Source organism: Streptomyces sp. MGP-P1, assembly GCF_057766565.1.
Genome location: NZ_JBYMEM010000001.1, coordinates 484,001 through 508,211, shown reverse-complemented (window position 1 = coordinate 508,211; position 24,211 = coordinate 484,001). Strand labels below are relative to the sequence as shown.

Here is a 24,211-nt window from a genome sequence, read left to right as displayed (position 1 = left end):
ACACTCCTCGGCCTGCGGTTACCATTTGCCGCCACCCAATGGTGCAGACGTCCAGGCTCCTGGACATCAGGGGGCTTCCCAGGGCCGCGTGACCGGTCGATCAACGCGCCGGGTCGGGTCCCGGGCCGTCCGGCTGCATGTTCGAGCAGTAGTCGAGCCACACCCAGGCACTTTGGTCGTCGATGGGCGCCCCGTTCGTCCACTTGAGCGCCCGAGCCGCGATGTAGGGCCCTCCGACGATAGTGCCGGGCGCGTAGCTCACGCCCTCCTCCCAAAAGACCGGACAGTGAACGGCCTGAACGCCCACTGACGCTCGCTCCGCGGCCGGTGCGGCTCCGGAGGTCATAAAGACTGTTGCCGCGGCCACGGCTACCGCCGCCGCGAAACGGGATCGGGAAGTGCTGAGCATTTGATTCCCCTTCTTTGGGTGTAGCGTCCGTGGATGGAGACTGTCGGGTGAGCATCGCATGGTCAACCCGTTGATATGCGTCGAAATTTCGGTACAAACAAATGCAGCAGCATTGCATGAATGAACCTTTTCAACGCTGCCCCTCCGGGGCCGGGGACCGCGGCGGTGATGTCCGTCATGCGGTCCTATCTTGTTCGAGGGTTGGCCGGGCCGTCGTAAGGTCCAGAGGCCCAGAGACACCGGGTACGGCTTTCATGCGGTTGCCCTCGATGGTTCCCCTAACCTGGCCGCCCGGTGTCTCACGACGACTCGGCCGTTGATTAGGAGCTGCGAACACCCGCGGGCGGATCGCTGAGTAGGACCACGCCGGCGAGGTCGTCCGGGAGAGCAGAGCTTCATACCTTCCTGCATATGGCTCCCCAGGAGACCCGCACCGAACGGGTCACCCTGGATGCGTCGCACTCCGTGCACAGGCTGACCAGCGGGACACCTGCCGGACTCCACGGCATCGCCTGGGAGTGGCCGGACTGACGACGGGGCCAGCTGAGCGCGTCCGGCCGGCCGTTCCAGCACCCCCGTGCTTGCTGCACGGGGGTGCGTCCATGAGACGACGGTTCCCCGCTTCAACTGTGAAAGTCGAAAAACGCGTACTTGCCCGTTGTGTTCGATCCGTTGTCACGTCCAGGTCGTCTTCATAACCTCTCGCATGGCATGTCCCGCACATGCTGGCCTACCCCCCTCATTCGGCGGTTTCACCATGCCTTGGTGCAGCCGTCCCGTTCAGGAGGCTTTCCCTTGCGAGGTCTTACGCGCAGAGCCATAACCGTGGCCGCTGCCAGCACCACTCTGCTCATGACGGCGGCCGTGGCTCCCATGAGCATCGCGAACGCCGCACCGGCCAAGCCTGCCGCGGTGACGGACACGCCGGCAGCCGTGGCCACCGAACGGATCGCCGTCACCTACAAGGCCGCGGCCGTCGAGGCGCGCTCTGACAAGGCCGCCGCGACGGATGCCGCCGACAAGGCCGAGGACGCCGGTCAGTCCCTGCGTTTCGAGAGCCGTATGCCCACCGGCGAGGCCGTTTTCGACCTCGGCGGCATGCAGTCCAAGGACGAAGTAGCCGACATCCTCGCGGAGTTCCGCGCCGACCCGAACGTCGTGACCGCCGAGCCCGACCTCATCATGCACTCGATGGCCGAGGAAGGATCGGACCCCAACGACACCGATTACACCAAGCAGTGGGACCTGTCCGAGCCCACCGGTGGCATGAACGTCCCCGCTTCCTGGGCAAAGAGCACCGGCAAGGGCGTCAACGTCGCGGTCATCGACTCCGGCTACGTCAAGCACAGCGACCTCGACGCGAACGTGGAAGGCGGCTTCGACTTCATCGGGCTCACGGATATGGCCCGGGACGGTGACGGCGACGACGCCGATCCCAGCGACGAGGGCACCTGGGGATCCGCGGAAGAATGTCGCGGCGAGCCCAAGAAGTCCTCGTGGCATGGCACACACGTGGCCGGCACCATCGCCGCCGTCACGAACAACAGCAAGGGCGTCGCGGGCATCGCCTACGACTCGACGATCACGCCTGTGCGTGCGCTCGGCAAGTGCGGCTCCGGCAGCGCCCTCGACATCTCCGCCGGAATCCTCTGGGCGGCAGGCGTGCCCCTGAAAAACACCCCCGACAACCCCAACCCGGCCGAGGTCATCAACATGAGCCTGGGCGGCAAGTCGGCGTGCCCGGGGTACTACCAGCAAGCCATCAACCGTGCAGTCGCCAAGGGGGCGACCATCGTGGTCGCCGCGGGCAACAGCAAGCAAGACGCCGCCCAGCACACTCCGGCCAACTGTGACAACGTCATCACCGTCGCCGCGACCGACCGCGGGGGCGACCGCGCGTTCTACTCCAACTTCGGTAACAAGGTCGACGTCTCCGCCCCCGGCGGCGAAGTGCGCCGGGAGACCGACCCGCCTGGCTCGGTGACCACCCCCGAGAACGGCATCTGGTCCACGGTCAACGCCGGCGAGACCACCGCCACCACCGAGGCGTACAAGCCGATGATGGGCACCAGCATGGCCGCCCCGCACGTCGCCGGCCTCGCCGCCCAGATGAAGGCCGCCAAGCCCAGCCTCACCCCTGCCCAGATCGAGCAGGCCATCAAGGACAACGCCCGCCCGCTCCCCGGCACCTGCACCGGCGGATGCGGCACCGGCATCGCCGACGCCACCAAGACCCTCGCGGCCGTCACCGGCACCGGCACCACCCCGACCACCCCCGCCACCCACACCAACAACACCCGCGTCGCCATCCCCGACAACGGCGCCGCGGTGACCTCCGCCATCACCGTCACCGGCCGGACCGGCAACGCCCCCGCCGACCTAGAGGTCGCCGTCGACATCGCCCACACGTGGCGCGGTGACCTCGTCGTCGACCTCATCGCCCCCAGCGGCACCGTCCACAACCTCAAGCCCTTCTCCAGCAGCGACGGCACCGACAACATCAAGACCACCTACACCGTCAACGCTGCCACCGAGAAGGCCAACGGCACCTGGACCCTGCGCGTCCAGGACAAAGCCCACCTCCTGGACGGAACCATCAACGCCTGGAACCTGACCCTCTAACACCCACCGGCGGTTCGCACCACGGAGCCGGGCCCCCCACGGGGCCCGGCTCCGATCAGCGGTCGCACACGCCTCACAGATCACGGACCCTCCTCAAAGAAGCTGACATCCCACTCGCCCCCGCTCCCGCCACGCAGTGCACGGGGAAGCTGATTTTGTAGTCGGGGTTCGCTGTCGCCTCCAGCCTGCGACACGACTCGCGGCGGCCGGCGGGAGAAGCACCCTCGCGGGGCCCCCGGGCGCCCCGCCATGACAGGCAGCTCCACCTGCTGCGGATGAAGGAGCGCTCCCTTCGGAGCAGCGGGATGTCTGCTCGAAGAAGCCGCCGATCGTTGTCACGTACTGGCTGCTGGACCGGCGCACGCGAGAGTTGAGCGTCACTTGTGCATGTGGCGCAGTGCGTCCATGGCGCTGTCGACGACTTGCTGGTCGGTGAGATATGCGTGGTCGTAGGGGGGCGGCAGGCGTTGAAGCCGAGCAGGACGGGTTTGCCGAAGGCACGGTGTCCGTTGAGCCACCAGGACCAACGGCCGGGGTCGGTGGGGTCGCCCCGGCCTCGGCACCCTGCGGCTCGCTCGGCGCGAACATCTCCACGGTGCAGCGGCTCCTACTCCTGGCCGAGCCCTGCATCCGGCCGGCACGCCTCACACGACTGGATATCCGGCAGCGTCACCGCGACCAGCGCATAGTCCCGGTCGATGAACCCGATCGGGGCCTGGAGCTTCTGGATCCGGAGTTCATCGAGTTCGGGGCTTCTGGGCGCCGGTGGGCCTCACCGTGACGAGCGGAGACTCGGTGCCCCCGGAGTCCCCGGTCAAGGTCAGCGAGATGACTGGCATCGCCCTCGCTCAGGGTGTCGTTCATCTGAGGTACTTCGCCGACAACCAGGGCCGCAGGGCGTGGCGGAGCTCTCTGTGGCGTCTGACAGCGACGGGCTGGCGAATGTACTTCCACCAGGCCACTTTGACCGGTTGAGGCACCCCCCCCCGTGGGCCGCGCGGGGCGGGCTGGGCGCTGCGCACCCGCCGGGCGGGCGGCTGCTTCACCGCCTGGTCCGACTCGCGTGCCGTACTGGACCGGGCCAGGCTGGAGGCGTGCCCCGTGTGCCGATCGTCGTGCACCGGCCCTCTGTCTCAGGTGGTCGGCGGGTCACCGTGCACGGCAGAGGCAGGGGCGCGATCCTCGGCACCGTCTACAGCGATCACGACCCGCAGTGGAGGGGGAGTGGCGCGACGGTCCCGCCCACGAGTTCAGTGCTGCGTGATCTCAGCAGGGACGCTGCGGCCGCCGGGCCGGACGGTGGGCGAGACGGATGAGTTGTCGGCGGTGTGGTGGAACACTCATCGAAAGCTCGTGAAGCGGGTGCAGGCTACGGTCCGGGATCTCCGGATCCCGCCTCTGGACCCTACCGACCCGCTCGGGGTCCTGGTCGCCGTGTTCGAGGAGCGCCTGGGCATCTCCATGACCGTGGTGACCACGGAGAACGGCAGCATTATCAACGGGGCGCTGGAGTTTCGGCCCGGCGGCGGCACGGCGATCGTCGTCCCTGCGGGCACCACAACTCCCAACCGCCTTGAGCACCACCGCCGACGTGTATCTCGTCGAGAAGGATGAGCAGATCATCGCCCGAGTTCAGGAGTACCTCGCCGACCGTGAGGAACGCGCGGAGCGCCCCGTGCCGACCGCCGTCGCGACCGGTTACGAGGCAAGCGACCTGGCCGTGCTGTTCGGGGGTGGCCAGGCGTGACGCGACAAGGAAGCCGCCGAGCCAACTCCGTCCGCCGGGCGGGAACCAGCCCCGCACCGGCGAAGCCGTTGTTCATCGCGCATGATCTCAAAGCGGACGGGGAACGTGTCGGCCCGCACGACCACCTCACCCGAGACGAGGTCCTGGGCCTGCTGCCGGCCTCGCCGCTCTGGCTGCAGCGAACGTACAGCTGCGGCATGTGGCCCGAAACTATCCGGCTCGCGGGGTCACCAGGTTGCAACTGGACCTCTTGGCAAGGGCACATTCCTTCGCCATGCTTGCCCTGGCCTTCCTGATCGCCCCCGCCACCGAAGCAGCCCCGAATGGCCCGATGACGCATACCACCCCGTCCGCAGCCCCGATCCGATCACGCTGACCGTCCCGGAGAACCGACTTGCGGGGCCCGGCAGTGGCCGGGACCCCGCAGTGCACCAGCAGGACGTGCGAATGACGGCGGAACGGTCCCGCTACCGCAGCTGCTGGTGGGGCGAGTTGACCTCACGCAGCATGTTGCGGAGCATCTTCATCTCCTCGGTCACTTCCGGGCGCTTCACCTTCCCACTCGGGACCAGGGGGTCTCCGACTTCGTAGACCTCTGTTTCGTCCGGCAAGGGCGCCGCCTGACACACGTTGAAGCGCCGGGCGGGCTGTTCGCCGGTCAGCAGATACTTCTTGATCGGATCGTCGACGCACGGTGTGCCGTACGGGAACATTCCGTGGCTACCCTCGTTGTCGACGCTGATCACCTTTACGCCGGGCAGCTTCTGGGCCGTGGCGAGTGCGCCCTCGTAGGCCGTCGCGCCGTCCAGCTCGGACTGGGCTATGAGCGCTTTGGGAAAGGTGGCCGGATCAGGCTCAGGCATTCGGTGGTTCGTTTTCCACAATGAGCACATCGGGGTGTGGTAAAACGGCGCCATCGACGATGCCTCACGCTCCAGGTGCTGCTTCCACTCCTCCCAATGGGCGGGGTCCTGGTTCCACTGGCCGTCCTGGCAGCGGATGGCGTCGAATGTGCCGTTGAACGTCTCGGTGGTGCCGGCCTGGGCCTGCCGCTTCTTAAGAGCTGCCAGAGCCTCGGTCCTCGCTCCCTTGACGAAAGCACGCTGATCGGCGTCAAGTCCTGCCCCGGAGAGAATCCGCTGGGTCAGCTTCTCCATCTTCGTCGCGGTGCTGCCCGGCCCCTTCAAGCCCTCCTTGGCGACTTCTACGATGGCCTTGGCGGCTGACGGGTACAGGCTGGTGTCGTAGGTGGCGGGGATGATGAAGAAGGCCATGGAGAACTGGCCCTCGAAGGTCTTGCTTCCCCCACCCGCCTCCCACTTCTCGCGGATGACGGCGGGGTCCGTGCCCAGCCCGTAGACGTCGTCGTGGCGCGCGATGTAGGGAAGCAGCGCGTCCTGGAACTGCCGTTCGCGTGCGATCGGCTGAAGGTCCCAGGTTCGCTGGAGCGAGCCGGACGTTGTGTCCGTGGCGGAGTCGAGCAGTACGCGGTGTGTCTTGCTCGGGAAGGTGGCGGCGTACCAGGCACCGAGCCAGGTGCCGTACGAGTAGCCGACGTAGCTCGTCCTGGGCTGTCCGAGCAGGACCCGGATGAAGTCCATGTCGTAGGCGGTCTGCTCGGTGGTGATGTACTTGGTCAGCGGATTCTTCTGGCACGCCTCGTACCGTCGACGCGTAACCTCGTCGTCGTCCCATTCGTCGGGCACGGTGTAGGTGCAGTTCAGCGGGGTGCTGGCCCCGACGCCGCGGGGGTCGAAGCTGACGAAGTCGATCTTGTCCCAGAGAGCGTCGTCGGCGAGGGCCAGTATGGTTCCTGAGCCCAGGCCCCGGCTGCCAGGACCTCCCGGGTTCACCAGGGCGATTCCCTGATGGCCGGGTTCGGACGTCTTCCTCCGAGCCAGTTCCAGGGTCACCTCGATGGTGTTGCCGTCGTCCGGGTTGTGCCAGTCGCGCGGCACGTCGATCGTGGCGCACAAGACGCCGCGAGGGAGCTCGGCTGACTTCCCGGCGGTCTTGGCCGGATGACTCGACGTGCGTTTCCCGGCGGTGCCTGTCTCCGCCCCTGCTAAGGCGTCCGCCTTCTTGGCTGCCGCCTTGGCGGCATCGCTGCCGTAGGGGCAGTCCTTTGTCCAGTCGAGCGGTTGGTCGACGAGGTCACCTGCGAGACGCTCGGTGTCCGGCTCGGCCGTGGACTTCGCCGGAATTCGGGGGGCTGCTGTGGAGCTGTCGGCGATGGCCAGCGGTGTGGCGACCAGAGCTCCGGCGAGCAGGGCAGCCGCGAGGACCTGGAGTTTGCGCCGGGATCGGTGATGGCTGGCAGGGATGGACATGTGGGGTCCTTCCTCTCGGTGGTGTCGCCTGTTGGGGCGATGACCCAGGGGGTGTGCCGTGCGTGGGAGAGCCGGAGGGAGATTGGCGCACGGTATGCGGCCGGGCCGGACCGGGCCGCGTCGCATTGCCGGCAAGTGACGCGATGGGACTGACGGCGGGGCGCTCTACCAGACGCCTGGTGCCACCTGTCTGTGCGGCGCCCCGCTCGTCGTTCGCCGATGAGCGCCTCCACGGGCGCTCATCGGCTGAGGTTGTCCTACCGGCGCGTGGTGCTGACGGCCTTGAGGGCATCGATGATGCCCTCGCCGTAGAGATTGTTGTGACCGTCGGTTCCGGTGCATCGGTTGTCGCCTGTGCAGCCGCGATCGGTGGCGTCGGTGTCCAGACGGTCACGGATCTGGGCGGGTGTGAGATGGGGGTTGGCACTGGCCAGAAGGGCCGCCACCCCCGCTACATGGGGGGCCGCCATGGAGGTGCCGCTAATGGCCTCGTACCTACCACCGGGGAACGTTGAGTAGACGCCTCCCGCAGAGGTTCCACCGGGCGCGGCGACATCGATGATGCCGTCACCGTAGTTGGAGTAGGAGGCAAGGCCGGTGTCCGTGCCGGTAGCGGAGACGGTGACCACACCGGGCAGCTCCGTGGGTATGTCGATGCAAGCGTTGGTGATGCGACGGTGGACGGGCGTGGAGTCGTTGGGGCTTGCCTCGTCCACACTCTTGTTGGCCAGGTCGACCGAGGAGTTGCCCGCGGCGGCCACTTGGAGGGACCCCTTGCGTTCGGCGTACTCCTGAGCGCGCCGCACGCCTTCGATGATGGCTGCCTGGTCCTTGTCGTCCGGGCAGTTGAACTCCCACGGGTCCGTGTAGTAGCTGTTGTTCGTGACATCGAAGCCACGGTCACCTGCCCACATGAACCCGCAGAGGGTGTTCTCGGGGAAGAACAGTCCGCTGGGCTGTTCGGCGATACGCACGGAGGAGATCCTCACTCCGGGAGCGACTCCGACAATGCCTCTGCCGTTCTTCGCGGCTGCGATGGTACCCGCCACATGCGTTCCATGGGTATCGATGTCGCGCCAGGCGCCGCGGCGTGTGTCGGCCTTGCCGTAGGCGCAGGAGACCGAGTCGGCTGCGTTGAAGTTCGGCGCGAGATCCTGGTGGCGGTCGTCCACACCCGTATCGAGGACACCCACCTTCACGGACGCCGAGCCGGAAGTGACCCTCCACGCCTGGTCGGCCTTGATCTGAGTCATGTCCCAGCGAGGAATCTCCCGCTCCGTGACAGGTCTCTGTGGTGCTGCCGCGGGGATCGCGGGGTTGTACGCGTCGGCGGGCACGTCCGAGGTGCGGGTCGCCCCGACCTGCTGGACCCCCGTGGCGGCTCGCACCTTTCCGGCGAAGCCCGCGGAGGTCGAGTGCGCCACGAGCACGCCGATCGCGTCGTACGCCGCGAACACGGTGCCGCCGTGCGCCTCCACCGCCGAACGCCCTCTCGCCACGTCATTCGGCGACGTGATCACGAAGTAGGCACGGGTACCAGCTGTCCAGGAAGGCGAGGAGCTCTGGGAGGACGCGGAAGCGGGCGCGGAGACCACAGCACGGCCAGAGGCCGGCTCGGCGACGGCAGCGCCACCCGGCGCCATGGCGACAGCGAACGAACTCAATACGGCGGCGGCGATCAGGGTGTTACGCCGGGATATGAAAGGCACGGGCAATTCCTCCTGCGGGATAACGAGGGGGCGGTTGCGATGACGCGAACCGTTGCCGACCATCCCGCGCCGCGCGAGCGAAGAGCAATAGCCCCAACGGCCGGTGCTTTTCGACGTACTGGGCAAATCTGTGAAAAGTTTCGAGACCGCCGTCTCAGCCGCGGGCCTCTGCTCGTTCTGTACCTCTGCCCACCGGTGCGGGCGGCCCCCGGGGGGCGGCAGCCGGGCTCGGTACTCCGGACAACAGGTGGAGCCACTGGTCCTTATAGGGGCAGGGCCGTCCGTCACTAGGCGTCGCGGGCAACCACTGGCGCGGGGCGCAGTACCTTGCCACAACTGTGAACGTCGAAATTTGTGTCTTACGGCTGGGCGTTCAATTCGTTGCCGCAGCATGAAGGTCTGCATAACCTCTCGCATGACATGTCACGTACATGTTGGCCTGCCCCCCATTCTCGGCGGCTTCGCACTGTGTTGCGCGGCCGCTGCATCCTGGAGGCTTTCCCGTGAGAGGTATTACTCGCAGGGCCATAACCGTGGCCGCTGCCAGCACGACGCTGATCATGGCGGCGGCCGTGGTTCCCGCGGCTACGGCGAACGCTGCGCCGACGGCCCCTGCCGCTACGGCGCAGGCGCCCTCGGCGGTCGCCGCCGAGCGTCTCGTGGTGACCTACAAGGCCGCTGCCGCTGAGGCACGGTCGGACAAGGCCGCAGCCGCTGATGCCGCCGACAAGGCCGAAGGTGTCGACCAGTCCCTGCGGTTCGACGGCCGCATGCCCACGGGCGAAGTCGTCGTCGACCTCGACGGTATGCAGTCCAAGGCCGAGGTGGCCGAGGTGATGGCGGAGTTCCGCGCCGACCCGAACGTCCTCGCCGTGGACCCCGACATCGTCATGCGGTCGATGGCCGAGGGCGCATCGGCGCCGAACGACACCGACTACGCCAAGCAGTGGGACCTCTTCGAGTCGACCGGCGGAATGAACGTTCCCGACTCCTGGCCGAAGAGCACTGGCAAGGGCGTCAACGTCGCGGTGGTCGACACTGGCTATGTCCAGCACAGCGACCTCCACGCCAACGTCACCGGCGGCTACGACTTCATCGTCACCCCGGACACCTCGCGCGACGGCGACGGCAGCGACCCTGACCCGACCGATGAGGGGGACTACGGCTCCAAGGAAGAGTGCGAGTCGGAGAACGACGAGACATCCTCCTGGCACGGCACACACGTGGCCGGCACGATCGCCGCCGTTACGAACAACGACAAGGGCCTCGCCAGCGTCGCACCCGACGCGAAGGTCACGCCCGTCCGCGCGCTCGGCAAATGCGGAATCGGATCCAGCCTCGACATCGCCATCGGCGTGCTGTGGGCAGCGGGTGTGCCGCTGGAGAACTGGCCTGCCAACCCCGATCCCGCCGAGGTCATCAACCTGAGCCTGGGGAGCAAGTCGGCATGCCCCGCGTACTGGCAGCGGACGATCGACCGTGCCGTCGCCCGCGGAGCGACCGTGGTCGTCGCCGCGGGCAACAGCAAGGAGGACGCCGCCAAGCACTCCCCGGCCAACTGCGACAACGTCATCACCGTCGCCGCGACCGACCGCGGGGGCGACCGCGCGTTCTACTCCAACTTCGGCAACACCGTCGACGTCTCCGCCCCCGGCGGTGAGACCCGCCGGGAGAGCGACACCCCCGGGACGGTGACCACTCCGGCGAACGGCATCTGGTCCACAGTCAACGCCGGCCAGACCACCGCCACCACCGAGGCGTACAAGCCGATGATGGGCACCAGCATGGCCGCCCCGCACGTCGCCGGCCTCGCCGCCCAGATGAAGGCTGCCAAGCCCAGCCTCACCCCTGCCCAGATCGAGCAGCTCATCAAGGACAACGCCCGTCCCCTGCCCGGCACCTGCACCGGCGGATGCGGCACCGGCATCGCCGACGCCACCAAGACCCTCGCGGCCGTCACCGGCACCGGCACCACCCCGACCACCCCCGCCACCCACACCAACAACACCCGCGTCGCCATCCCCGACAACGGCGCCGCGGTGACCTCCGCCATCACCGTCACCGGCCGGACCGGCAACGCCCCCGCCGACCTGAAGGTCGCCGTCGACATCGAGCACAAGTGGCGTGGTGACTTGGTCATCGACCTCGTCTCACCCGTCGGCAAGTTCTACAACCTGAAGCCGTTCTCCAGCCGCGACGACGCCGACAACGTCAAGACCACCTACACCGTGAACGCCGCCGACGAGAAGGCCGCCGGCACCTGGAAGCTTCGGGTGCAGGACAAGTCCGACCTCCTCGACGGACACATCAACTCCTGGAACCTGACCCTCTGATCCACCAGCACATAGCCCATCGGAGCCGGGCCCCTGCCGGGCCCGGCTCCCGCGCGTCCTGTCGCGTGCCCGGGGCGAGACCGACGATGACGGAACAGGACGGCGGCGTGCCGGGAGCCGAGGTCTTGTTCTCCGTAGAACCTGCGTCCAGCTTGGAGCGATTCCGCGCGGGTCGGCCCTCACCAGGAGGAATCGGCTTCAAGGGTGCTCCGACGAACTACATGGATTTGCTCTTATCATGACTTTTCCCGCGAGGCTGGCCAAAGCAGCGGACGGCACCACTCCAGCGACGCTCGCGCCTCACGAGAAAATGTGGGCCACGCAGACACGGCCGACGAACGCCTGACTGGGGCCAATTCCCCGTTCGCAGCGCTACTACGTCAGTCCCTACGTCAGCGTGGTCTCACGTTGGATCGAGTGCGTCAACGGCTGCTTGACCGGGGCCTTAGAGTCAGCCTCAGTACTCTCAGCTACTGGCAGAGTGGCCGCAGCCAGCCGGAGCGAACCTCCTCACTCGCCGCGGTCACTGCGCTGGAGACCATCCTGCAGTTGCCTCCTGGTGCCCTTCGTTCGCAACTCGGACCGCACAGGCCCCGCGGCGGCCTGGCAACTGCGCCACAAGTCTCGGCTGCCCTGCAGCACACTTACGGAGAGGAGGCGCAGCCTCGGCTGGCTCTGGGAGAAGACTTCGTTTCGCTGAACGCCGACGTCCGTCAACTGGTGATGGACACGACCGTGCGCCTGGACGCCAGCCGATGTCAGCGCGTCATCTCAGCGCGAATCGTCGTCCGGGCACTGCGGTCGGGAGTAGAGGGTTTCATCGACGTCTGCACGCAACGGGAATCTACGACCCGGCCACCGGACGTAGTTGTGCGCTTCGGAACTCTGGACAGCGTCCGCTACATTCCGCACCTCCGCACGACCGTTGTGCAGATTCTGTTCGGCAGACCACTGGAACGCAACGAGACAGCGATCCTCGACTACGACCTCGTGTTCGGCCCCGGCGAGGAGCTCACTGCTTCGTACGAGCACAACTTCCCGCCAGGGCGCCGTGAATCCCTTGTCCACATCGTGTTCGACCCTCAGGCTCTTCCGGCCTACTGCCGCCGCTACTATCGATCGGCATACGGGGCCGAGGAGACTCGTGCCGCGCGAATCACCCTCGACACGTCTCACTCTGTGCACACGTTGACCACAGGGTCACCCACTGGTTTGCACGGAATCGCCTGGGACTGGCCAGTCTGACCGTCTCACCGCCCAGGCGAGAAGCGCCGGACACTCGCGCCCCAGAATGACCGACGATACGCGCCAGAAGGGGCGCCGGCCGTCAGGCGTTGTCGTCCCCGTGCGGGGACGAGGAGAAGGCCTCAGCCGCAGCGTGAGTCTTCGACGCGAATGAGGTTGCGGCCTCGCAGGGTGTAGAGCATTCCGCGTTCGTCGGCGGAAACGTGGGGCTGACCGCCGTACCAGGCTCCGTCGAGGCCGTCGGCCAATACGAAGACTTCGAAGGTGCGAGGGTCGAAGCGGTAGAGAGCCTTGGCCGACACACCGTAGACCCGGTCGCGGGCGACGACCAGGTTCGACCGCTTCGCGGCCTGCGCCGTGATGTCGGCTCGGTGGACGATGGTCCGACGGGCCAGGTCCACGACGCGGAAACCACCGTTGTTGAGCACCACGTACAGGTGACGACCGCGCACGGCCATGCCTGTGACAGGGGCGTTGTGCTCGGGGTCGACGCGCCACAGAACACGACCGGTCATGGGGTCGAGAGCAGCGATCTCGCCGACGGGGCCGCTTCCACCGTCGCCACCGCCAAGGTAGGCCAGGCCGCGGTGGGCCACGATCGCCGGGATCGACTGGCCGGGCCCGAGAGGGTGTTCGTAGACGGTCATCCCGTCACGGGCGGGATCATAGACACCCAGGCAGCTGCCTCCGGAGGCATCGGCGAGTGCGACCACCAGGACACGCTTGTTGTCGTCGTCCCAGGTTACGCATTCGGGCCGGTTGAACTTCGACGGCAGTGGTGCTGCCTGCGCCGGATCCGCTTGACGGGCCGGGTCGTAGGACCACAGTCCCAGGCCGCTGTACTGCCCCATCCACAGTCGCCGGTCCGCCCATGCGGCGTCTTTGGTCTCGCCAGGCGCCACCAGGTTGACCACCTCGCCGGTTCGGAGAGAGTGCCGGGCGACGGCCCCGTTGCCGCTCACGAAGGCGTAGCCCCCGCCGGCGGTGACATTCATGGCGAGCTGCGGCTCGCTGGGGGCGCCTGCTGCGATCAGGTCGGTCCGAGTGGCGGTGCGGCCGGGGAGGTCGATGTGGGCGACGAAGCCGTAGGCGGAGACGGCATGCAACCGTTCCTCGGCGTAGGCCATACCCCACACTTCTCCGACGTCGAGGTCATCGATCACGACCGGGTCGACGGCCATGGTAGTCAGCGAGCAGACCCGGACCTGTCCCGCGCCGGCGAGGAAGTAGAGGTCGTCGTCGTGGGCGAGCATCGCCTTGGAGGTGATCCCCTCGTGCCGGACCACTCGGTACGACGTGGGGGCGGTGGTGTCGATGACCGCGATGTGTGAGCCGGTGGCGTTCGCTGTGCCGACTATCAGCCGGTCGCCGTGGATCCGGAGCTCCCGGACGGTGTCGTCCTCGGCCAGCTCGGCAGGAAGGATCGAGGTGAACCGGCCGGTGGACCGGTCGTAGGCCGACAGGACGGCTTTGCTGGCCTGGCCGCCACCCAGCGTGTTCCCGGCTCCGAAGTAGACGGTCGTAGCCGTGGCGACGATCGCCCTGGCACCGGTTGCTGTTGGTTCGGCGATACCGAGGGCGGTCACCTCACGTGTGGACGGGTCGAACTGCCACAGATTTCCGCCGGGTTCCCGGCCGCCGAAATAGACCACCCCGTCCGGGGCCACGTCGAGCGCCCAGATACGTACGTCGCCGGCCCTGCCGAGCGCCTCGGCCGGGGCGGCGGGGTTCTTGAGGTCCCATCGGTACAGCGTCGGGACGCCTCCGGCGGCATTCTCCGTTCCGAAGTACAGATAGCGGCCGGTGGGGTCTGCCGCCATGGCCTGCGTCGAGCGGCCGTCGGCCACGGAGGTCCGGCCGGTCACGGTGGCCGAGGGAATGTGGTAGGCGAGGATGTACATCGGCTCCAGGTTGCGCGACCCGATGTAGATCGTGTCCTCGAACTGGTAGGCGCTCTTGGAGCCGAACTGCACCACTCCCGGGCCCAGGTCGGTCTCCCTGACGCGAGGGCGGGGCGTCCCCTGCGCTGTTGCGCTCGACAGGCCGGCCGCCGCTGCGGCAAGGACGCCGGTCGTCCCCAACTGCAGTATGTGTCGCCTGGACAGGTGCGGGGTGTTCGACATAGCCAACTCCTACTTTCGTCAGTGACGAAAGTAATGTCCCCGCCCGAAGCCTCGGCGTCAAGGGGATGAACGTTGGTCCAGGGCGATCTTCGCGACTGCGCGCGGCGGACTCGGTGGGAGGCGACGAGCGGCCGGGGGAGGTGCTGCTCCGCAACCTGCGGTGCGAGGATCTGCGGCAGTCGCACGGATCGTGGGCAGTCGACCAGACCGCGCATGAGTCGGTCGGACGTTCGGCTGGGTTTCCCAGCCGAACGCCCTTGCCGCGGGTGGCGGTATACCGGGGTCAGGCGAGATACCGCGTGATGCCGCGTCCCCAGCCGCCGGTGACGGCGCCGAAGTCCACGGCTTCGGCAGTCTCGCGGCAGAGCCGCTCGGCACTTCGAGCGACATCGGCGACCACGTCACCGCGTTCGGCGATGAGACGGTCGTAGATCGGAGAGTTACCTTCTTCGGCAGCGTTCACGGGCTGGACTCCATCCCCGGGTTAGCGCATCAGGTGGCTGTGGCTATGGGCCGACGGCAGTGGACCCTCAGCTGATCGCAGGGGCGAAGCGCCCGCGGTACCGGAGGACGGTCGATGTGCTCGCCCCCTCCGGGGAAGGGCCGCGACGCCGTAGCCGCACTGGGGGCCGGCAGCCCGGTCGTGGACCTCGGCGGTGGCAAGGAGGGCCGACATGGTGTGGAACGGGGCGGCACGGGGCCTCAGTCGGCACAGTACTGTTGTTCCTTGCCGATCGACCGGTACATGCAGTCGGCGCTCTCGATGAGTTGCAGCACTGCGTCGCGGTTGCGACTGGTCTCGCGCTCGATGACCTCGTCGGGCGGGTAGAAGCCGCCGTCGCGGTTGCTGGACGGGTACATCTCGAAGGTGTAGCCGAAGACCTTCTGGTCGCCCCACAGCCAGTCGTCGATCGATCCGTCCGTGACATAGAGGTCACTGGACTGCATAGGCTTGTAACCGTTGCTTGCCGCCATCTTCCGGCCGACGGCGGCGAAGGCGTCCCGGTCGTCCCGTGTCATGCCAGGAGCCGTGTCGCCGGTTGTGAAGCCGTAGGACCAGAGCACCAGTTCGCTGTAGGTGTGGAAGTCGATTCCTGCCGTGATTTGCTGTTTGCCGTCGACGACTCGACCGCGGACGAAGTCGGCGACCACCTTGACCTCGGGGGCCGATTCCGGGGCCGCACCACGGTAGGTGTCGTCGCGGGGGGATGTGGACGAGCCGTTGCAGCAACCCCAGCGATAATCCCAGTTGCGATTCATGTCGGTGCCCCGGTGGGAAGATCCGCGGTTGGGCTGCGTGTTCTTGCGCCACATACGGTACGACCCCGTGGCGATGTCGTACTCACCGCCGTCCGGGTTGAGGTCGGGCAGTATCCATATCTCGCGGCCTGCTACCGCTTGGGTGATCCGGCTGTCCTTGCCGTAATCGTCGCCGAACTCCCGAAGCAGGTAGAGCGCCATTTCCACCGTGAGGTGCTCTCTGGCGTGCTGGTGGTGCGTGAGCAGCACTTCGGGTTCGTCCTCATCCGACGCCGGGTTGTCGCTGACCTTCACAGCGACGATGTCCCGTCCTTCGTAGCTCTTGCCGATCACCTGTTTGTGCATGATCTCAGAGTGAGCGGCGACCAGCCGGTCAATCTCCGCAGTGGCCTCGGCGTAGTTGTGGTACCCGGCGTCGGCCGACGGGAAGTCGAACGCCTTCGCGGCGGACGCAGACGGCTCGCGGGACGGAGCGGGCAGAGGCTTGAGTTCGTGCCCGAGGGTGCGGAGTTCTCGCGCCTGCGACCTGTCGGCGCTGACGACGAGCTTGTCCGGCTTCACCTCGTCGATCGAGACCCCGGTGGCGGCGATGGCCGACCGTTCCGACGGAGCGCTCTTACTTCGGATTTCATACTGTCCGACGGCCTCGGGGTCCGCTGCTGCGGGACTCCGCCCCGGTTGGCTGGCGCCGGCGGTCAGAGGGGCCGCGACGGCAAGAGCGATGCCTAGGGCGAGGGCGGCGGCAACCCGTCGATCTCGACGATTCCTGAGACGCATACTTCCTCCACGAGAGGGGCCGGGGGGAAGCGGAGCGGAATGACTGCTGACCTCCCGGATACGTCGTGAAGGCTAAAACCTTGCGCAATTCGACAACAGGCTGTGGACACAACTGTGCTGACGGGTTTTTCGGTTTTGACTTTTCCCGGCGCTCAAGATGAGACATGCAATGATTGTGCAGTGGGCCAGAACGAACCGTGGGTTCCGCCTATGGATTGCCGCGTAGTGTCGTCGCCGGAAGCGCGTGCTTGGTGGGGCTTTGCCGACTGAGGGCCGGTGACACGGCACTCGACCTCACCCCGAGCTGGGGGCTCGGGGTGAGGTCGAGGGTGGACCCCAGCCGGTTGCGAGGGGAGCTGGGGCCCGGATCATGACGGAACCGTGGGTCTACTTCGTGATGAGCTTCAAGCGGTAGTGCTTGAGCGCGTCATCGAGAGGCTGGAAGTAGGAGACTCCGCGGGAGTTGACCTCGCCGGTGCAGCGCTGCCCCGTCGGCCCGCCCGAGGTCATGCCCTGGGCCTGGTTGCCGGAGATGTAGGCGCCGCCGCTGTCCCCCTGCTCCGTGCAGACGGTGGACTTGGCCAGGCCGCTCACCACGGTCTGGGGCTCGAGCCTGCCGTCGCCGTAGGTGACCGTGACGTTGTACGAGGTGACTGTGCCGCAGGTCCACCCGGTCGTGCGACCGGACTTGCACACCACGGAGCCCGGGGCGGCACGTTCACTGCCCTTCACGGCGATCGAGTTGGCCTTTCCGTGGGTGTACACCTGCGTTCCGATCGAATTGCCGCGCAGGACCTTGGCTATGCCCATGTCCATGCTCCGCTTGCCGACGGCGAAACGGCTGTTCACCGACTTGGCGAAGGCCTTCCCCTTGTAGGTCAGAGTGGGAAGCTGGTCGATGCAGTGACCAGCGGTGACGAGCAGGTCGTTGCCGGCCCTGTCCTCGGCACCGAAGCCGACCGAGCAGACAGTCCGGCCCATGCCCATCTCCCGGCCGGGAGGCACGACTGCCTGGGTCTCCAGCCGCTCCGCGCCGGTGACGACCCGCACCGCGTCGCCGTTCTTCCTGGCGGCGGCCAGGAAGGACTTGGCGCCGGGATCCGAGGGGTCGTTCACTTCGACGGTCACGGTGTCGGAGGCGACGTCGACCGACCACGAGGAAACCCCCTCGGGCACCTGCGTCTTGGCCTTCGCGTCGAGCTTCGCCTTGATGCTGTTGAGCTCCTTCTCACCGTTCTCGGCGATCCGGGCCTCAAGTCCGGCGTCCCGGATCTCCTTGACGGCTTCGTCGTCGACAGCATTGACGATCATGTTGCCATCGGCGTCAACGAAAGCGCCGAGAGTCTCTACCCCTTCCTTGCGGAGATCGGTGAGCTGTTCCTGCTGCTCACTCTCCTTGTCGAGACGGTCGACAGCTGCCTCTTCGCTCACGCCCATCGACGCTGCGAAAGCCTGCACCATGTCCGCCTCGTAGCGAGGGGGCTCGGGCTGCTCGACGGAGACGGCGTACGCACCAGTGGCGATGCCGGTCACCACGACACCGATCGCCGTGGCAAGCAGGTACTTCCGCGTCTTCTTACGAGAATGCTTCACGTGGTTGCTTTCTTCCTTTCATACGGTGGCAGTGCATCCGAGAATTGGTGGCATCGTGGAACGCGGCGCAATTGTCGACGATGCCGGAGGATGCCTGCCTGGCGGCTGTTATGGTCTCGCCGCATCACGCACTCTGCCGTACGTGGAACCTCGGGAACAAGCTCGACGGACAGGGTCTTCTCTACAGAACTCCGCCAAAACTGTGGGTGGTTCGTGGATGACCTCGATATGGCCGATAGGAGGCCCGAGACGATCAGAGATGTGCGTGCACCCCGGGCGCCAAGCGTGTGGCACCATGCTCCGGGTCAGTTCACCGGAGTTGAGGACCCTCCTGCGCCGGATGGCGAAGGGTTTGCAGGAACTGCGAGCGACTCGTTCTGCTTGAATCGGACGCCTCGGTACGGGCTGTCCATCTGCTCGGCTTCGTCATTCAGTAGGGCCACTCCCAGCTGATTCCCTGGTAGCCCGAGGGCGATCGAGTGTTCAGGACGTGGACGGAGTATGAGGCATCAAGAGGGACGGACCGCACGTGCGTCCGCTCTCCTTCGTACGAGGATCGACGGTAGCTTTCCGCTGCCAGGGGGAGAGCGTCGGGATGGAAGACGACATGCAGAAGTGATTCACGCAGCCCCTTTCTGATGTTCTGCTGAAAAAACGAGCAAGGGGCGCACGCGTCGGCAGCGCGGTAGTCGTAAGCCACCACCGCTGTCTCGTTGCGCGTCAGTGGATGCCCGAACAGGACATCGAAGACAGTGGTCCGCAATTCCGGAAGGTAGCGGATGCGACCTAGCCGACCGCTGGTGACGACGATGTCAGGAGGGGCTGCCGCCGATTCCTCTTCCACCTGGACCACGGTCATCGCGCTGACCCCTTCCCGCGACGCACGTACGACGTGGCGCTGGGACATGACAGCCAAGCCGCGCTTCGCATTCAGACGCAGCGTGGTGTCATTGATCATCTGGTGAATTCCGCTGTTCACTTCGGCGAGTTCAGCACCAAGCGCCCGCGCGATGGGTGAAGATTCGCCAGTGGTGAGCAGGAGCGACGCGGCATCTCTGTCATGCCGGAGCGCGCGCCCGCGAGGCCGGTGTGGGCCCAACTGGGACCGCAGGCTTCCTCGGGGCAGTTCCAGAATGTTCTCCAGGGCTTCCACGGCCCGCAGGGAGTCCGGCCGCTCCGGTTGGCTCCGGCCGTTCTGCCAGTAGCTGAGCGTGCTCAGGCTGATGCTGATCCCTTGGCACAGCAAACGCTGACGGAGCCGATCCAGCGTAAGGCCACGCCGAAGTACGGCGTTCCTCAGCTCTGTGGAGAAGGCAGAGGTCGTGCTTCTGCGAGTGAAGTGAGCCTCCCTGATCTCGTTGGGTGCCGTCCGTGGGGAGAGGAAAGACGACGGTGAGCTCGCCGTCGATCGCGTGGCAGAACCTGCACTGAGGAGTGGCGTCGGGGGCATGACGTCTCCAAGGTTGGACGTGAACACGGGGCGGCCTACGGGACTCGGAGTGCGCCTTGCGCCGGCGCGACCCCAGCTGCCGGGTGAGGCCGCTGGTTCCCCGACTCTCCATCCTGGCGGGGCGCCTCACAAGCTCTCTGCACGGCGTTGCCATCCACAGACTTGTCCGAAAACTGTGAAACATCCAGCGGCTGGCGGCGTGCGCCCTACCGGACTCGGACCGTCGCGCCTCCATCCTGCGGACACCGTTCACCGGGCCTTCGTAGTGCGTCGGCCAAGTCTGAGCAGCAGGATGGTGCACCCGCCGCGGCAGCGTGGGTCCGTAGAGAGCCCGTGAGGGCGTCCAACCTGTGTGCACGCTGTTAGGAAGCCTTGATCGGCGGATCCGCGGAGGCCGCTATCCGTGTCGGGGACAGCGGAGCCATGTGTACGTCCATCCGCCCGTCCGGCCCCACGCCGACAGTGGCCCGCACCCGGTAGACCCGCTCCAGGAGGGCCGTTGTGAGCACCGATTCCGGAGGACCCGAGGCGACGACCCGGCCGGCGTCGAGAAGAACCAGATGGTCGCAGTAGCGGGCAGCCAGATCGAGTTCGTGCAGAGCCGCGACCACCGTGGTGTCGATGTTCGAGAGCACTTCCAGGAGGTCGAGCCGGTGGCTGATGTCCAAGTGGTTGGTGGGTTCGTCCAGGAGGATGGCCGGGGTCTCCTGGGCAAGCGCCCGAGCGATGTTGGCCCGTTGTCGTTCCCCTCCGGAAAGTGTGGTCCAGGCGCGTTCCGCGAGGGCAGCCACTCCCATGGTCGCCATGGCCTGATCGACCGCGCGGACGTCGGAGGCCGTGGCGGCCCCTCGCCCATGGTGCGGGGCCCGGCCGAGCATGACGACCTGCGCGACCGTCATCTCCACCTCGGAGGCGGTCTCCTGGGAGACGAGGGCGAGGCGCCGGGCGACACAGCGTCTTTTCAGCGTTGCCACGTCGGCCCCGCCCAACGACGCATGGCCGGTCGAGGGCCGGCGGACGCCTGCGAGGAGGCGCAGCACCGTCGACTTGCCCGACCCGTTGGGACCGATCAGACCGGTGAAGGACCCCGGCGGCACCGTGAAGGTGACGCCGTCCACAATCGCGCTGCCGCTCACCGTCCACTCCAGGTGGTGGGCGCGGCACTCGATGCCGGCGGCGGCGCCCTTCACGTCGTCTTCGCACGTCGGCGCAGCAGCGCTGCGAAGGCGGGTACGCCGATGAGCGCGGTCAGTACGCCGACCGGCATCTCCTGCGTGCCGAAGGCGGTCCGGGCGGCGGTGTCCGCCCAGACCAGAAAGACCGCGCCGAGCAGGGCGGAGGAAGGCAGAAGCAATCGGTGGGGAGCCTGAGTGAGCATCCGTACCGCGTGCGGGATCAGGATGCCTACGAAACCGATCGCGCCACTGGCAGCTACGAGCGCCCCCGTCACCACAGCGGTCGTCGCGTAGAGCAGTCCCTCCGTACGGCGTGGGGAAAAGCCGAGACTGGCGGCGGTCTCACGGCCGAAGGCGAGGGCGTCGAGTGGGCCTGCGTACAGCAGGAAGACCAACAGGCCGGCCATGGTGGCAAGCGAACATATGCCAACGGAGACCCAGTTCGCCGAGGCGAGCGAGCCGAGCAGCCAGAAGGTCACTGCCCTGGTGCGTTCGGCATCGCCGGACCGCACGATGACCAGGCTGGTGAGCGCACTGAACAACTGGGACACCACGACACCGCAGAGCACCACCTTCGTCGTGGAGCCGAAGGAACGCCCGAGCAGGAGCAGGACACAGCTGAAGGCCGCGACAGCCCCGGCGAAGGCACCGACGGGGAGACCGAGGGCGCCGACGCCGAGCACCAGGACCAGTACCGCTCCGGTGGACGCTCCGGCCGATACGCCCAGCAGGTAGGGATCCGCCAGCGGATTGCGCGTGATGGCCTGGAGGACCGCTCCGCACAGGGCGAGGCCTGCCCCCACCAGTGCGGCCAGCAGGACGCGCGGGAGTCTCAGGTCCCACACGATGCTGTCGCGCAGCGGGGGCAAGGCTTGCCACGGTGCCCCGAGATGGACTCCTATGGTGCGGGCCACGTCCGCCGGCGGTATGTCAGCACTGCCTGTGCCGACCGCGATGAGCACGGACAACGGCAGGAGGACGCCGCAACAGGCGAGGACGAGCGCGCCCCGCAGGCGAGAACTCCGGAGCCCGCTCGTGGTCACGTTCTTCATGCTCATCGTCGCGCGAAGACCACGTAGTCGTCGAGGTACTGCCACACCGTGCCCACCTCGGCGAAGCCGGCGGTGCTGAGGGCAGCGAGGTGGAAATGGAGTGGGGAGTGCGGCTGCGGGGGGCGGTCCGCGAAGCGCAGCCGACGTTCGGCGACGAACGGGGCTGTCCCTGGCTGGGCGGTCGCCAGTTCGTACCAGGCGTCCCACGTGTCCGCCCCGGCGGTGAAGGAGGCGCGCTGCACCTCGGCATCATGACGTGCGGACAGGTCTTTGAGGGTGTCGTTGCCGGGTCCGTAGCGCAGGTGGTCGGCGTTGAGGAACAGGGCTCCGGCGGGCAGGAGGTCGGCGAGTGCGGTGTAGACGCCCAGTAGTTGGGAGGGGGAAAGCCAGTGCAGGGCGGTGGAGGAGACGACGGCGTCGATCCTCTGGCCAGCCAGCGGCTCCGCCCAGCCGGCCCGTACGAGATCGGCGTCCAGGACCGTGGCCCGGTCGCCGTGCTCCGCGAGCACCGCGCCGGCCAGACGCAGCAGCACGGGGTCGTAGTCGACAGCCGTGACCCGCGCCTGAGGGAAGGCGGTAAGGACGCGGTCGGCCAGGGAGCCGGGACCGCAAGCGAGGTCGAGGACATGGAACGGCTCGCTCAGGTGTAGACGCAGCACGTCCAGCATCGACTGGAAGCGCTGCTCCCGGTGGGCGACGTAGGCGGATTGCTGGCTGTCCCAGCGTTCCAGGAGGCCGCGCGGGGAGAGGGCATTTACGGTCATAGGTGTGGCCTCAGTTCTGGAGGAGGGTCGGGGCGGTGTTACCGGGGCGGAAGCAGGTAGGCGGTGTCAGCCGTAGAGCTTTGCCAGGCCCTTGCTGAGCTCCTCCACCAGACCGACGCTGCGAAGGGAGGGGTCCATGGCAGAGCCGGGCACCACAATGAACCGGTTCTCCCGCACGGCGCTGAGGCGTGAGGTGAGGGGGTGGGTGCGGAGGAACTTCCTCTTCGCCGCGGCACTGTCGCCGTCTCCTCCGCGCGTCAGGTCCGCCAGGACGATCACGTCCGGATCGCGCTCCGCGATCTCCTCCCAGTTGCCCTCGGGCCACTTCTGTTCCAGGTCGTCGAAGGCGTTGTCCAGTCCCGTCAGGTCACTGACCGTGGAGGGAAGGCCGCCATGCCCGGCGATGTGAGGGGTTGTGGTGCCGGAGTAGTACCACATCAGGTCCGCGTCGATATTCTTGGGAACCTCGCACACCGCTCGGTCGAGCCGGGTACGCAGACCCTCGACGACCTTCTCCCCACGTTGCCGGACACCGAAGACGGTGGCGATGTCCTCGATCTCGTTGAAGATGGCTTCGAAGCGCACTTCGTCAGGCGTCAGCCCGGGCTTTTCGCAGTCGTGGACGGAGAGATACGCCGGGACGCCGAGCTTCTTCCAGTCGGCGCGGGGGCCTGCGGCGTCGGCCGCGAACGCCGAGGAGAGCGTGGAATAGAGAAAGTCCGGTTCCTCGGCAAGCGTCGACTCGTGGCCGGCGTACTGACCCGCGAGCACCGGAACCTTCTTGTACTGGTCGGACAGTTCGGGGAGCACCGGGTCGGTCTGGTAGGAGGTGCCGGCCATCCTGTCCGCCAGCCCCAGGCTGAGCATGATCTCCGTAGCGTTCTGCTCCAAAGATATGGCCCGCCGAGGGGGACGAGGCACGTCCACTTCTGTCCCACAGCTGCGGATGACTGCACCGGGCTGAGGTGTCGCAGACGTGCGTTCCGGAGAACTGGCGCCATCAGTGCCGCAGGCGGCGAGCCCGGAGACGAGTAGGAGGGCACCTACCGAACCCTTAATGGAAGTGATTTTCATGTTCATGGAATATAGCCGCAATCCAGCCGCTCGTGGCCGGTTCGAGGCTCGGCGACAGGGGGTGGGTGCGGCGAGCTGGTCCTGACGTATCGTCACCAGCACGCTTGGTATCCGAGTTGGGCCCTGGCGGGATATTCGCCGGTGGTGGGCGATGGTCCACGATGTGTTGCACGTCACTTCAGGGTCCTCGCCATGCGTGCGGGCATGCTGCCCCCTTTTTTGGGTGTTGGGGCCCGCCTGGTCTGCCGACTCGGAATCGGAGACTCGGAGGTTGGGCGGTCTACCGGATGGTGGGCGATCGGCTTGATAATGGAAGCCATGTTCAAATAGCGTGATCGCTGTTGCTTCTGTCCCAAGAGCTGGCTTCGCGCGTTGCTGGCCTGCCCGTGCCGATGCATCCGAGCATGTCTCCCGGCTACCCCTCGGTGCACCCTTGGTTAACGCTTTGGTTAGTGACTAAAGTGCCACTGGTGCGGAGGCCTGCCCGCCACGGTCGGCGCTGAGGGTCCACGGGGCGCGCGAACCGGTTTCCGCGTATCCGTGCATCG

General features: G+C 67.0%; 14 protein-coding genes and 1 pseudogene. 4 read left to right on the top strand and 11 right to left on the bottom strand.

The window, feature by feature from the left end:
• Window positions 1–1,282 precede the first annotated feature (1,282 nt).
• Together AC3CH1_RS02295 and AC3CH1_RS02290 are read left to right on the top strand one after the other, a co-directional pair.
• Window positions 1,283–3,031, top strand: a complete 1,749-nt coding sequence (locus tag AC3CH1_RS02295) for a S8 family peptidase (protein WP_488461289.1) — start codon at window positions 1,283–1,285, stop codon at window positions 3,029–3,031.
• Between the two features lie 1,573 nt (window positions 3,032–4,604).
• Window positions 4,605–4,778, top strand: coding sequence for a hypothetical protein (locus AC3CH1_RS02290; protein ID WP_265603028.1), 174 nt, complete (start codon window positions 4,605–4,607; stop codon window positions 4,776–4,778).
• 467 nt (window positions 4,779–5,245) lie between these two features.
• Here the strand turns inward: AC3CH1_RS02290 and AC3CH1_RS02285 are convergent, their stop codons facing one another.
• Window positions 5,246–7,108, bottom strand: a complete 1,863-nt coding sequence (locus AC3CH1_RS02285; protein WP_488461288.1) for an alpha/beta fold hydrolase — start codon at window positions 7,106–7,108, stop codon at window positions 5,246–5,248.
• Between the two features lie 266 nt (window positions 7,109–7,374).
• A pseudogene (locus AC3CH1_RS02280) lies at window positions 7,375–8,787 on the bottom strand (S8 family peptidase); the annotation flags it as partial.
• 590 nt (window positions 8,788–9,377) lie between these two features.
• Between AC3CH1_RS02280 and AC3CH1_RS02275 the strand changes: the two are divergent.
• Both AC3CH1_RS02275 and AC3CH1_RS02270 read left to right on the top strand, forming a co-directional pair.
• Window positions 9,378–11,150 (top strand): S8 family serine peptidase, encoded by a 1,773-nt coding sequence (locus AC3CH1_RS02275; RefSeq protein WP_488462125.1) that lies wholly within the window; start codon window positions 9,378–9,380, stop codon window positions 11,148–11,150.
• Window positions 11,151–11,873: 723 nt separating this feature from the next.
• Window positions 11,874–12,395: a hypothetical protein gene (locus tag AC3CH1_RS02270; protein WP_488461287.1), complete on the top strand. Its 522-nt coding sequence runs from the start codon at window positions 11,874–11,876 to the stop codon at window positions 12,393–12,395.
• A 122-nt stretch (window positions 12,396–12,517) separates the two neighbouring features.
• Here AC3CH1_RS02270 and AC3CH1_RS02265 read toward each other — a convergent pair whose 3' ends face one another.
• The 9 genes from AC3CH1_RS02265 to AC3CH1_RS02225 form a co-directional block, all read right to left on the bottom strand.
• Complete coding sequence (locus tag AC3CH1_RS02265) at window positions 12,518–14,518, bottom strand: outer membrane protein assembly factor BamB family protein (RefSeq protein WP_488461286.1); 2,001 nt, start codon at window positions 14,516–14,518, stop codon at window positions 12,518–12,520.
• A 283-nt stretch (window positions 14,519–14,801) separates the two neighbouring features.
• The gene (locus AC3CH1_RS02260) at window positions 14,802–14,981 is read right to left on the bottom strand and encodes a hypothetical protein (protein ID WP_488461285.1); all 180 of its coding nucleotides are present in this window, start codon (window positions 14,979–14,981) and stop codon (window positions 14,802–14,804) included.
• A gap of 239 nt (window positions 14,982–15,220) precedes the next feature.
• A complete protein-coding gene (locus tag AC3CH1_RS02255; protein ID WP_488461284.1) occupies window positions 15,221–16,555 on the bottom strand; it encodes a M14 family metallopeptidase in 1,335 nt (444 codons plus the stop codon).
• 387 nt (window positions 16,556–16,942) lie between these two features.
• Window positions 16,943–18,148, bottom strand: coding sequence for a S1 family peptidase (locus tag AC3CH1_RS02250; RefSeq protein WP_488461283.1), 1,206 nt, complete (start codon window positions 18,146–18,148; stop codon window positions 16,943–16,945).
• Window positions 18,149–18,578: 430 nt separating this feature from the next.
• Window positions 18,579–19,301 carry a hypothetical protein gene (locus tag AC3CH1_RS02245; RefSeq protein WP_488461282.1) on the bottom strand — a complete coding sequence of 241 codons (723 nt, stop codon included), beginning with the start codon at window positions 19,299–19,301 and terminating at the stop codon, window positions 18,579–18,581.
• A 659-nt stretch (window positions 19,302–19,960) separates the two neighbouring features.
• On the bottom strand, window positions 19,961–20,788 hold the full coding sequence (locus AC3CH1_RS02240; protein ID WP_265603036.1) for an ABC transporter ATP-binding protein: 828 nt from the start codon (window positions 20,786–20,788) through the stop codon (window positions 19,961–19,963).
• On the bottom strand, window positions 20,785–21,825 hold the full coding sequence (locus AC3CH1_RS02235; RefSeq protein ID WP_488461281.1) for a FecCD family ABC transporter permease: 1,041 nt from the start codon (window positions 21,823–21,825) through the stop codon (window positions 20,785–20,787). Before AC3CH1_RS02235 ends, AC3CH1_RS02240 begins: the two co-directional genes overlap by 4 nt.
• Window positions 21,826–21,827: 2 nt before the next feature.
• Complete coding sequence (locus AC3CH1_RS02230; RefSeq protein WP_265603038.1) at window positions 21,828–22,589, bottom strand: class I SAM-dependent methyltransferase; 762 nt, start codon at window positions 22,587–22,589, stop codon at window positions 21,828–21,830.
• A gap of 66 nt (window positions 22,590–22,655) precedes the next feature.
• The gene (locus AC3CH1_RS02225) at window positions 22,656–23,663 is read right to left on the bottom strand and encodes an ABC transporter substrate-binding protein (RefSeq protein WP_488461280.1); all 1,008 of its coding nucleotides are present in this window, start codon (window positions 23,661–23,663) and stop codon (window positions 22,656–22,658) included.
• Window positions 23,664–24,211 lie beyond the last annotated feature (548 nt).